Source organism: Thiohalocapsa marina (genome assembly GCF_008632335.1).
Lineage (GTDB): Bacteria > Pseudomonadota > Gammaproteobacteria > Chromatiales > Chromatiaceae > Thiohalocapsa > Thiohalocapsa marina.
The window spans coordinates 173,993-185,867 of the sequence record NZ_VWXX01000003.1 but is presented as its reverse complement, the minus strand read 5'-3'; the positions used below and the strand labels follow the sequence as shown (position 1 = coordinate 185,867).

10 protein-coding genes are annotated in these 11,875 nt (G+C 63.5%); 3 read left to right on the top strand and 7 right to left on the bottom strand.

Annotation, left to right across the window (positions count from 1 at the left end; all coding sequences use genetic code 11):
* Genes F2Q65_RS03665 through F2Q65_RS03655 form a run of 3 tightly spaced genes read left to right on the top strand, consistent with a single transcriptional unit; the run spans position 1 to position 5,030 of the window.
* Complete coding sequence (locus F2Q65_RS03665; RefSeq protein ID WP_150090524.1) at positions 1 to 1,098, top strand: AAA family ATPase; 1,098 nt, start codon at positions 1 to 3, stop codon at positions 1,096 to 1,098.
* Positions 1,091 to 1,783, top strand: coding sequence for a DUF4276 family protein (locus F2Q65_RS03660; protein ID WP_150090522.1), 693 nt, complete (start codon positions 1,091 to 1,093; stop codon positions 1,781 to 1,783). Before F2Q65_RS03665 ends, F2Q65_RS03660 begins: the two co-directional genes overlap by 8 nt.
* Complete coding sequence (locus F2Q65_RS03655) at positions 1,770 to 5,030, top strand: DEAD/DEAH box helicase (RefSeq protein WP_150090520.1); 3,261 nt, start codon at positions 1,770 to 1,772, stop codon at positions 5,028 to 5,030. Before F2Q65_RS03660 ends, F2Q65_RS03655 begins: the two co-directional genes overlap by 14 nt.
* Before the next feature lie 13 nt (positions 5,031 to 5,043).
* On the opposite strand, the gene F2Q65_RS03650 is transcribed toward F2Q65_RS03655, so the two are convergent.
* From F2Q65_RS03650 to F2Q65_RS03620, 7 genes are all read right to left on the bottom strand, one after another.
* Positions 5,044 to 5,337: a phosphatidylserine decarboxylase gene (locus F2Q65_RS03650; protein WP_246155949.1), complete on the bottom strand. Its 294-nt coding sequence runs from the start codon at positions 5,335 to 5,337 to the stop codon at positions 5,044 to 5,046.
* Between the two features lie 99 nt (positions 5,338 to 5,436).
* A complete protein-coding gene (queE, locus tag F2Q65_RS03645; protein ID WP_150090516.1) occupies positions 5,437 to 6,078 on the bottom strand; it encodes a 7-carboxy-7-deazaguanine synthase in 642 nt (213 codons plus the stop codon).
* Between the two features lie 192 nt (positions 6,079 to 6,270).
* Positions 6,271 to 7,371: a 6-carboxytetrahydropterin synthase gene (locus F2Q65_RS03640; RefSeq protein WP_150090514.1), complete on the bottom strand. Its 1,101-nt coding sequence runs from the start codon at positions 7,369 to 7,371 to the stop codon at positions 6,271 to 6,273.
* A 58-nt stretch (positions 7,372 to 7,429) separates the two neighbouring features.
* Positions 7,430 to 7,981 (bottom strand): ribosome biogenesis factor YjgA, encoded by a 552-nt coding sequence (gene yjgA, locus F2Q65_RS03635; protein ID WP_150090512.1) that lies wholly within the window; start codon positions 7,979 to 7,981, stop codon positions 7,430 to 7,432.
* Complete coding sequence (locus F2Q65_RS03630; protein ID WP_150090510.1) at positions 7,978 to 8,685, bottom strand: PqiC family protein; 708 nt, start codon at positions 8,683 to 8,685, stop codon at positions 7,978 to 7,980. Before F2Q65_RS03630 ends, yjgA begins: the two co-directional genes overlap by 4 nt.
* 8 nt (positions 8,686 to 8,693) lie before the next feature.
* Positions 8,694 to 10,388 carry a PqiB family protein gene (locus tag F2Q65_RS03625; protein ID WP_150090508.1) on the bottom strand — a complete coding sequence of 565 codons (1,695 nt, stop codon included), beginning with the start codon at positions 10,386 to 10,388 and terminating at the stop codon, positions 8,694 to 8,696.
* Positions 10,351 to 11,706 carry a paraquat-inducible protein A gene (locus F2Q65_RS03620; protein ID WP_150090506.1) on the bottom strand — a complete coding sequence of 452 codons (1,356 nt, stop codon included), beginning with the start codon at positions 11,704 to 11,706 and terminating at the stop codon, positions 10,351 to 10,353. Before F2Q65_RS03620 ends, F2Q65_RS03625 begins: the two co-directional genes overlap by 38 nt.
* Between the last annotated feature and the right edge of the window lie 169 nt (positions 11,707 to 11,875).

Sequence of the window (11,875 nt, the reverse complement as noted above, 5' to 3'; positions counted from 1 at the left end):
ATGGGCGTGTCGCTCGATAAATTGACCGTCAGAGGCTTCAAGTCCATCCGCGAGCTGGACGATTTCGAGTTGAAAAGCCTGAACATCCTGATTGGCGGGAACGGCGCGGGAAAGAGTAATTTGGTGGAATTCTTTCGGATGGTTTCCGCCATGATGAAACCGGACGGCCTCAAGGAATATGTGGCCGGCAATGCCGACGCATTTCTCTTCGGCGGCCCGAAACAGACGGCGGCCATCAGCGTGAAGATGGCCTTCGGGCAGAATGGCTACGATTTTGAGCTTGCGCCGACCCAGGACGGTTTTTTTCTGATCAACAACGAACGGCGCCACTATTTTCCGGCCCATTCAACGCGAAATCTCGGCAGCGGCAATTTCAATCCAGAGATCTTGTCCGATAAAGACAATCCCGGACTGCAAAGCAAACATGGAGCATCCTGGTACACCTACAACGCGATCTGCTCCTGGAAGATCTATCACTTCCACGACACCAGTGTCGCATCCGGCATGCGCCGGTATCACGACCGGGGCCACGCGGAGACCTTGTTCCTGGATGCCGCCAACATTGCGCCCTACCTCTACGCCCTGAAGACAGACCATCCCGGCGTCTATAACGAGATTGTCAGCGCGGTTCGTCTGGTCATTCCCTTCTTTGATGATTTCATTCTTGAGCCGAACAGCCATGACAACCTGCGGCTCGACTGGCGGCAAAAGGGACTCAAGGATTACCCGATGCGGCCCTCGCAGTTGTCCGATGGCTCCATCCGCTTCATTTGCCTGGCCACGGCGCTGCTACAACCCGATCCACCGTCAACCATCATTATCGACGAACCGGAACTGGGGCTGCATCCGGAGGCCATTGCCATTCTGGCGGAACTGATCGAATCGGCGGCCAAACAGACCCAGTTGATCGTCTCCACCCAATCCCCCGCGCTGATCGATTATTTCGGCGTGGAAGATATCGTGGTCGTCAACCGGAAGGACGGCGCATCCACTTTTGAACGGCTGCAAGAGAAGGACTTTGATGTCTGGCTTGAAAGCTATTCCCTCGGTGAACTCTGGAGCAAAAATGTGATTTCCGGAGGGCCGGTACATGAATGACTACGCCGAAGTGGTGGTACTGGTGGAGGGGCGAACGGAAAAGATATTTGCTGAGAAAATTCTCGCTCCCTACCTGGCGAGCCAGAGGGTGTATCTGACACCAGTCATCTTGTCGAAACAGGGTCAGAAAGGGGGAGACGTGCGGTTTTCCCGCGCGAAAAACGACATTGGAGAACATCTCAAACAACGTTCGGATACCTGGGTTTCTACCCTGGTCGATTACTACGGCATCAAACCCGATTGGCCGGGTTTTGCGGCCTCCAAAGCCTTGACTGACCACGCGCAAAAGGCCGCGACCATGAACCAAGCCACCATGGCGGAAATCGCCCGCCTGTTCCCGGACTGCCAACCCAAGACTCGCTTTATCCCCTATGTCTCGATGCACGAGACCGAAGCACTGTACTTCAGTGACCCCGCTTGCCTGGCATCGAACCTGGGCGTGCGTCAGCAACGCATCGACGCCATATTGAATGAGTGCGGCGAGCCGGAAAGGATCAACGACAGGCCGGAGACGGCACCGAGCAAGCGCCTGGGGCAACTCGCCAACCGCTTCAAGAAGACGACCACCGGGATCGCCATCGCCGAGCAGATCGGAATATCAAGAATGCGCGCCGCTTGCCCGATATTCGATGGCTGGATAGCACAGATTTCGGCCTTGGCAGGAGGCGCTCATGGCCAAGCGTAAACCCGCCACCAAGACCAAGCCGCTGCCCTTCGGCCACAAGCTGGTACTCAACCAGTGGATCGTGAGCCTGTTCGGCTTCGATCCGTTGCAGGACCACAAGGACGGCAAGCGCACCCTGCGCCCGGTGCTACCGCTGGCCAAGACCGTCAAGGACGCCCAGGAGGGCATGACGGCCGAGAACCTGCACCACTTCTACAAGGCACTCGACGTTCACCTGCAGGCGAACGCCCAGATCACCCCGACCGACCTGCTGCGCTACGAGCACAACATCGTCAGCCACACCCTGGCGATCAACGAGAAACGCGACCGACCCATCGTCTGGAAGTACTACCAGTGGCTGTCACTGCTGTTCGCCGAGATCTATCTCGACCGTTTCTTCGCTGACCGCGACGCGCTGCGGGAGGCCCTCAACGGCTATGTCACGGCCTTCAACACCTACTGGACCGGTGCAGGCATTGCAACCGGCATCACGCCCTACAGCCTCGACGATCTGAACAAGCTCTGTCTGCAGAACGCCACCGGCTCGGGCAAGACGCTGCTGATGCACGTCAACTTCCTGCAGTTCCGCCACTATGCCGAAAAGTCGCCGTTCAAGCACGACCTGACCCGCACCGTGTTGATCACGCCCAACGAGGGGCTTTCCCTGCAACACGCACGCGAGATGAAGGGCAGCAACATCACCGCCGAGCGTCTGCTCACTGACAGCGGCGACCTGCTGTCCTCGGGCAAGAACGGTCTGCGGCAGGTGGACTACACCGAGGTCACCAAGCTCGGCGACACAGACGGGCCGAATGTGATCGCAACCCGCAACCTGGGCGACCAGAACCTGTTGCTCGTCGATGAGGCCCATCGGGGCATGGGCAGCCAGGAAGAACGCGGCTGGTTCGGCAGCCGGGCGCGCCTTTCGGAAAAAGGTTTTGTGTTCGAGTACTCGGCGACCCTGAAAGAAGCCGTGACCGCAGCCAAGCGACCGGAGATCGAGGCGTCCTATGCCAAGGCGATCCTGTTCGATTACTCCTACCGCTATTTCTACGAGGACGGTTACGGCAAGGATTATCGCATCTTCAACCTACCGCGGACCTTCGCCGAGCTGGAGTTTTCCTACCTGACGGCCTGTCTGCTGAGCTTTTACCAGCAGCTCAAGCTGTATGCGGATAAACACGCACTGTACGCGCCGTACAATATCGAGAAGCCGCTGTGGGTGTTCGTCGGTTCCAGCGTGACCAAGGCGACCGGCAGCAAGGCGGAAAAGGCAACGGTATCGGATGTCGGCAAGATCCTCGCTTTCATCGCCCGTTTCCTCAAAAGCGAAGCCGACTCGGCCGCGGAGGTCGAGCGAATTCTGACGGGTAATGCTCAGGAGACGGGCCTGCTCGATGAGAACGGCAGCGATATCTTCGCCGGTGGCTTCCTCTATTTGCGGGAACTCATGCAGCGCGAAGGCTGGAAGCCGGGCGACCTGTTCCGCGACATCCTCGGCAAGCTGTTCCAGAACAAAGCCGGTGGCGAGCTGTCGATCGCGCGCATCAAGGGCGACGAGAACGAGATCATGCTGCGCGTCGGCCACGCCGACGAACCCTTTGGCCTGATCAACGTCGGCGACGCATCCGGGCTGGCTGCTCATATCGCGGAACAGAACTTCGACAATATTGAAGTGCTGGACTCCGAATTCAGCGAGACGATGTTTGGGCAGATCAACCAGTCCAGCTCGCCGCTAAACCTGCTGATCGGTTCCAAACGCTTCGTTGAGGGTTGGGATTGCTGGCGCGTCAGCACCCTCGGCCTTATGCATGTCGGCAAGAGCGAAGGCGCACAGATCATCCAGCTTTTCGGTCGTGGCGTGCGTCTCAAAGGCTATGACTGGTCACTGCAGCGCAGCGGCTTCGCTACCCCAACCCACCAGCCAGAGCTGATCCAGTACGTCGAGACCCTGAACGTGTTCGGCATCGAGGCCGACTTCATGGAGCGCTTCCGCAAGTTCCTCGAAGAGGAAGAGCTGCCGCGCAACGACCAGAAGACGATCATCACGGTGCCACTCACCGTAACCTACGATTTCGGGCAGCGCCTGAAGGTGCTGCGCCCGCGCAAGAAGCGCGGCGACGGCCGCGAATACGACTTCAAGCGTGACGGTGCGGTGCCGTCGTTGGGCTTGGTGCCAGAGAAAATTCAGCAGAAAGGCATTGAGATCGATTGGTACCCCCGCATCCAGTCTCTTGTGGTTGGCCAGCAGGTTTCAAAACCAGGTGACAAGGAAGAAACCGTTTTCAGCGACGACCATCTGGCCTTTCTGGACTACGACGACCTGTTTTTCCGGCTGGAGAAGTTCAAGCGCGAGCGCACCTGGTACAACCTGAACATCACCAAGCCTAAGCTCAAGGAATTGCTGGCCGATCGCACCTGGTACACAGTGGTGGTGCCCTCCGGCAAGATGGCGTTCACCGACTTTGCCAACGTCGCACTCTGGCAGGAAATGGCCGCCGAGCTGCTACAGAAGTTTGCGGAGGCGTATTACAACGACTGCAAGGCCGCGTTCATCGAACCGCGTCTGGAACTCCGCGAGATCACATCCGGCGACGGCAGCCTGCCAGACGCTGACGAATACCAGCTTATCGTGGACGCCAGCGAGGCCGCGCTGATCAACGATATTAAAACGCTGACGGGCGAGATCACCGCGCGAAATGGCGGCATTCTCCGTGCTGGGGATTTGCAGGCTTGCCTGTTCGGCACCCATCTCTACGAGCCGGTGCTGCATGTCGCCAAGGGCAGCAAGATCCAGATTGCCCCCGTCTCCCTGAACGAAAGCGAATTCCAGTTTCTCGATGATCTGCGCATCTACATCGAGCGTGAGCAGGCGCGGCTGAAGTCTGAGGGGGTTGAACTCTTCCTGCTACGCAACGAAAGCCGCGGCCGTGGCGTGGGATTCTTCGAGGCCGGGAACTTCTACCCCGACTTCCTCTTGTGGCTGGTGAAGGACGGCAAGCAACACCTGGCCTTCGTTGAACCTCACGGGCTGCAGCACGAAGGCCCCGGCCACAAGAAGATCGAATTCCATCGCGTCATCAAGGACATCCAGGCACGGCTCGCCAGCGAAAACGTCGTCCTGAACAGCTTCATCGTCACGCCGACCCGTTTCGGCAAGCTGAACTGGGGCAAGACGATCCAGGAGCTTGAGGAACTGCATGTGCTGTTCATGGAGGATCAACGCAGCACCTATGTTGCCTCAATCATTCAACGCATGGCCGCGTGAGGCGGCCTGGCCTTCATGGCCGGGGCTTCACCGTCGCCAGCTTGGCGCGAACCGGAATGTTCCGCGAATCCAGCCCCGGTATCTGGCCACGCAGATCGAATTCGAGTTCCACGCCCGGGCGGAAGATCAGCAGATGGGTCGAACCGCCGAAATGGAACGTCCCCAGCTGGTCACCCTTGTCCACATGCTGACCTTCGTAGACGGTGATCTCATTGGAGGAGACCTCCGCCATGCCGGCAAAAACCACCGCCATCAGTCCGATGGCCGGATTGTCGGCCTGGATGTAGACGATGCCACGCGCCGCCACCTTTGGCCGGTCGGCTCGACAAAGACGGCGCGATGCAAACAGCGCCCGGAGGCCGAAGTTTGAAGTTCAAAGCCTGGCCGCTGGCGGCTGGCGGCTCCTTTACGGTATCCCGATCAACTTGTGCGTCTGCAGGCTCAGGCGCCAGCGCGGATGCGCCTTGCAGTAGGCCACCGCGGCGGCGGTATGTGCGGCGCGTTGTGTATCGTCCCTGGGCTGCAGGAAGAAATGGCGGAATGCCAGGCCGGCAAAGCGCTCCGGCGGCGCCAGGGGTTGCGGGTAGACCAGTTTCAGTTCGTCACCGCGGGTCTGGACCAGCCCGGCGTCGGCCTTGGGACTGACGCAGATCCAGTCGACGCCGTCCGGCACCGGCAGGGTACCGTTGGTCTCCACGGCGATTTCGACATCATGGTCGTGCAGCACGGCGAGCAATGCCGCGTCCAGTTGTAGCAAGGGTTCGCCGCCGGTGAAGATCACGTAGGGACTTGCGCGCTCGTCCGGCTGCCCGCGCCACAGGTGCAGCAGATGCGCGGCCAGCCCCTGTGCCGTGTCGAACCGACCGCCGCCGTCGCCGTCGGTGCCCCGAAAATCCGTATCGCAGAAATCACACACCGCCGTGCCGCGGTCCTGCTCGCGTCCGGACCACAGGTTGCATCCGGCAAAGCGGCAGAAGACCGCGGCCCGACCGGTGCGTGCGCCCTCGCCCTGCAGGCTGTAGAAGGCCTCCTTGACGCTGTAGGACATGCTGGATCACCAACCTTTGGTTCAGGAAATGTGGGTGGAAACGCTGCGCTTGTTCCACCCTACCGGGTGTAGAAATGCAGAATACAGGTGGAAACGCTGCGCTTGTTCCACCCTACCGGGTGTAGAAATGCAGAATGCAGGTGGAAACGCTGCGCTTGTTCCACCCGGCTATAGGACATGCTGATGGCGGATTCAGGTCGGCAGGGCCGGGCCCAGGTCACCCCAGCAGAGCATGGCGCCGCAGCCCGGTGTCTGCTGCAGGTCGATGCGGGCCAGTTGCGGCAACGGCTCCACCGCCTGGGAGCGGATCCAGCGTGCCAGCCGCCCCGGATCCGCCTGCTCCAGCCCCGGCAGTTCGTCCAGACGGTGATGGTCAAGCCTGGCATAGACAGGCTTGAACAGCGCCTTGACGTCACCGTAATCGACAGTCCACCCCAGCACCTCGTCCAGCGGTGCCACCAGATGCAGCCGCAGCAGATAGCTGTGCCCGTGCAGACGCCGGCGGCCATCGCCTTCCGGGGCCTGGATCAGGCGCAGGGCACTCTCGAAGCGCAGATCCTTCCAGATGCGGTAATGCTTGCCGTCGTAGTGGCAGCCGGCGGTGGCGGTCTCGTAGACAGAGACCCAGCTCAGCGCCGGCAGCTCGCGCCTGAGCCGCTGCCAGATCCACTGGCTCAGCAGCTCGCTGGTCGGGTTCTCCAGGCCGGGCAGGTCATTCAGGCAGGCGTGGTGGAGTACGTCCGCCAGCGGAGCCCAGGCGGCGGCGATGACGTCGAAGTCGATACCCATGTCTGCGCCGGCAAGATCCTGATCTGCATGGAGGATGACCTCGAAGCCGTGACCGTGCATGCGCCCGCAGGGGTGTCCCGCAGGCACCCTGGGCAGGCGATGGGCCGCCTCGAAACGGAATCGGTGCCACAGATGGGCATGGTCCGCGGCATCCAGATCCACGCCGGTATCGGCGGTGCTGCGAACACCGACGGCGCGCACACCGGGCACCCGCCCGGCCAGACGCCGACGGATCCAGCGCGCCAGGTTCTCGTCCGTCGGCACCGGCACCTCGGCATTCAGCTCGGCATAGTCCAGCGGTGCCACGGCCTCCGCAAGCGCCTGCTGCAAGGCATCGGTCTCGGCGCCGGCAAAGGGCGCCCAGCCATCGGATAGCTCGGCCTGTACTCGCACGCGGTAGCTGTGTCCGTGCAGCCGCCGCGAGCGGTGCTCAGGCGGCAGGATGGGCACACGAAGCGCCGCCTCGAAGGTTGCCGAGGCGCTGTGATAGAGATGTTCTGTCATAGGGTCGTTCCCCGGTCACGGGGCCGCGTTGGGAGATGGGCAGGGCCGGCAACGGCGCTCAGACCTGCCCCTGCAGCTCGCGCAGGAAGCGGAACAGCTTGCGCGGGGCGTCCGGGCGGCCCCGCGCCTGATCGCGCTGCGCGGCACGTATCAGCTGACGCAACTGCTGGCGATCCGCCGACGGAAACTCCGCCAGCAGATCGGTCAGCGCCGCGTCGCCCTCTTCGATCAGCCGCAGGCGCCAGCGCTCCAGCGCATGGTGACGCGCGGCGGCGTCGCGGGCGTGCTGTTCCCGCGCCGCCAGCAGGTCCTGCAGCGGCTCGGTGTTCTCGCGCGCCAGACAGTTGGCGATGCGCTTGTAGTGCCGGCGCAAGGCACGCTGGTCCTTGATGCGCGAAGTCTCGTCGATGGCCCGCCAGGTGGCCTCGCCCAGGCCGAGACCTTCGAGGTCCGCTCGCGGCAGGCGGGTGAGCTCCTCCGCCAAGGTCTGCAATGCGTGCAGATCGCGCTTGACCTGACTCTTGCTGGGGCCCTCGCTGAGGCCTTGGTCGAACGTATCCGGCGGTTCAGCCGATGCGGCGTCTGCCGTGTCTTGTGCGCCGCGGTTCATGCCTTGCCCTCCGTCTGTCGCACCGGGCGGGGCAGCGCGCGCACCGCCGCGGCGACGTCGCGGCTGAACGCCTCGAGACAACGGCTCATGGCCGCCACCCGGGCCCCTGTTGCTGAGCCGGTATCAGCGCCGGCATCGGAGCCGTTACCGGCTGCAAGCGCCGGCAGATCGCCCGCCGACGCCGCCCGCACCGGACAACGGTAGACGTCCTCCCGCGACATAAGCGCGCGCTGCAGGTCACCGTCGAACACCGCCCAGCGCACCTTCAACAGCACCGCGGCATCCGGCACGCCCTCGAAACCGAGCACCTCGGCAAGGACACGGAAATCGGTCTCCAAGCGGGTCTGCGACGGGAACACCACGACGCGGCTGGTCCCCAGCAGATGGGCCAGATTTTCGCTCCAGACGCGCAGGAAATCGTCCTGCAGCGTCCCGCCCCAGCGCTCGAACTCATCAAGCTGAAGTCGGTTGCCGCCCCGGCTGACGATCTGCGGGCGATCAAGGAACTGGGGAAATTCCACTGGCCCGACACCCAGCGACAGCGGGCCGCCGACGATATCGGCCGCCGGGGCGGTGGCTGTGGTCATGGGCGTCAGCACATAGAACCGTGATGGCGGCGAGCTGGCGCAGCCGCCCAGCAGCCACACCATCGACAGCGAGATCAGCAGCAGGGCTGTCAGCCGGCCGTACGGCAGTCGTGTCATCAGATTCGTCAACGCATGTCTCCCTTGCCCTGGATCAGGGCCTCCGGATGTCGTTCCAGGTAATCGGCCATGACGCGGACAGAGCGCGCCGCGGCGCTCAGTTCCCGCATGGTGTGCAGCACCTCGGCGCTGAGCGCGGCCTCCGGCGAGATCAGGGCCGTGGCGTGTTGCAGCACCTGCTGCAGCGCCTGCAGGGTACGACCCAGTTCGGGGGCGAGCTGGTTGTCGAGCTGCTCGCTGACCCCACGGATCTCGGCCAGCGCCGCCTCCAGATCCGCCAATGCATTGCGCAAGGCATCGGACTCCACCACCTCGCGCACCCCGGCCATGGTCGCGCTCAGGTCGTCGCCGATCTGCTCCAGCGGGAAGGCGTCGACCCGGGTCAGTATCCGGTTGAGCTTGGTGGCGGCGGCCTCCAGCGGTGTCGGCAGCGTCGGCAGCTCGCGGAAACCGTCCCGCTCCTGCAACCGGGCCGGCGGCGCATCCTGGTGAAAGTCCAGTTCCACGTACAGCTGCCCGGTCAACAGATTGCCGGTCTTGAGCTGCGCCCGCAAGCCGCTTTGCACCAGCCGCTCCAGCGCGGCCGGGGCCTTGCCCAGCGGGCGCTCGGTGCCGTCCGGCAGGCCGATCCGCTCCGGCTCCACCTCGATCAGCACCGGAATGACGAAATCGAGCCGCTCCTGCTCGAAGGTGAGCCGGATGTCCAGCACCTGGCCGATGCGGATGCCGCGCAACAGCACCGGCGCGCCGATACTGAGCCCCCGCACCGAGCCACCGAACACCAGCAGATAGTGCTCCTTGTCCAGATAGACCCGCTCATGGGCCGCATCGCGGTTGGCATAGAGCGGAAAGAACTGGTCGGGTCCAGCCGCTGTGCCCTTGTGCTCCAGCGTCTCCGGGGTGTCGAAGGCGACCCCGCCGATCAGCACCGAGATCAGCGACTGGGTATCGATGCTGACCCCGTCGGCGCTCAGTTTCAGGTCAACGCCGCTGGCATTCCAGAAGCGCGTGTTAGCGTAGATCAGCCGGTCGTACGGACTGGCAACGAAGATGTCGATGGTCACGGCAGAGCCGTCGTCGTCCAGCGCGTACTCCACCACCTGGCCCACCTGGATCTGCCGGTGGTAGACCGGCGACCCCAGATTCAGCGATCCCAGGCTGTTGGAACGCAGGCTGAAATGGGTTCCGGGCTCGTCGGTGGTGATCACCGGCGGATCCGTGAGACCGATGAAATGCCGCCGCCCGCGGTCACCGGGCACCGGGTCCAGGGCGACATAGGCACCGGAGAGCAGCGTTTCGAGCCCGGACACACGGCTGGCCGTGACGCGCGGACGGGCCACCCAGAACCGGGTCTGGTCGGTCAGGAACTTCTCGGCGCCATGGACAAGCTCCGCGGTGACGATGACCTTGCTCAGATCCCCGCTGACCTCGATCGCCGTCACCGTGCCGATGTCCACGTCCTTGTAGCGCACCTTGGTCTTGCCTGCCTGCAACCCGGCGGCGGCGGCGAACTCGATGGTCACCCTGGGCCCGCGCTCGGCCAACGTCTGATAGACCAGCCAGGCGCCCACCAGCACGGCCAGTATGGGCAACAGCCAGACCAGCGAGAGGCGGTCGCGGCGGACCACCTGGGCCTCCGGCAGGTCCGCGGCGCCGCGCTCCGGATCAGGCGCTGGCGCCAGTGGGTTCGATTCGTCCGGCATCGGCAACTACTCCTGGGCGCACGCCCGTGTCTCGCGCTGTTTCCCGCCCCCTGTCCCGCCCCCTGTCCCGCTCCCTGTCCCGCTCAAGGGCGTCCCAGATCAGCCTGGGATCGAATGTCATCGCCGCGAGCATGGTCAGAATGACCACCGCGCAGAAGAACACGGCTCCGGCCTCGGCCTGGATGCTGGCCAGGTTGCCGAGCCGAACCAGGGCGACCAGGATGGTCACCACATAGATGTCCACCATGGACCAGCGGCCGATGGCCTCGGTGATGCGGTACAGGCGAGTGCGATCGCGGGGGCGCCAGCGGGACCCCGTCTGCACCGACACCAGCAGAAACATCAGGATCAGCAGCTTCAGCAGCGGCACGAAGATGCTGGCGACGAAGACGATCGCCGCCAGCGGCCACATGTCATGGTTCAGCAGGAACACCACGCCGCTGAAGATGGTGTCGGACTGCGTCCTGCCCAGGGACGTGACCGACATCACCGGGTAGAGATTCGCCGGGATGTACAGCACCAGGGCCGCGATGACCAGGGCCCAGGTGCGCTGCAGACTGCGCGGCTTGCGCCGATGCAGCCGGTCGTTGCAGCGCGGGCAGCGCACATGGCCGCGGCGATCCCGGGACGCCTGCTGTACCGGCACCACGAGTTCGCACACATCGCAGCCGAGCACCGGTTGCGACGGGTCGGGCCGGCGACGCAACGCCGGCGGCAGCGGCACCCGCGCCCAGACGATGTCCGGATCCAGCGCCGCCTGGGCCGCGGCCAGCACGAAGATCAGCACGACGAACGAGAACAGCGCGGGCCCGGGCACGATGGTGGCCATGTCGGTGAGTTTCACCACCGACACCAGGATGCCGATCATGAAGACATCCATCATGCCCCAGGGCACCAGGGTCTTGAACCAGCGGAACAGCGTCGGGTATCCCGGCGGCAGCCGCCCGCCCAGCCGCAACGGCAACAGCACCGCCAGCAGCAGCGCCAGTTGCAGACCCGGCGCCAGGATGCTGGTGAAGAACACAACCGCCGCCACCTCGCCCTTGCCCTGCTCGGTCAGATCCTGCACACCCGTGAACAGGGTGGTCTGGGTCGTCTGACCCTGCATCTGAAACGACAGGAAGGGGAAGCTGTTGGCGATGGCGAAGAGCACGATGCCCGCCAGCGCCAGTGCCAGGGTGCGGTTCAGGCTGTCCGGCCGATGCTTGTGCAGCCGACACCCGCAGCGCACGCACTGCGCAGAGCCACCCGGCGGCAGCGGCGGGTTACGCTGCAGCAGATCGCATTCGTGACAGAGGGTCAGGGCATCAGAGGGCAAGGGGAATGACGCCTACAGCCGCCGGCCGTCAAACCGATTAACCGCGAAGACGCAGAGAACGCAGAGACGAGACAAAGAAGATTCTTCTTGCGATCCTCTTCGCATTATCTGCGTGCTCTGCGCCTCTGCGGTTTGATTGCGCAGTCACCGAGCCTCCTGCTGGAAGCTG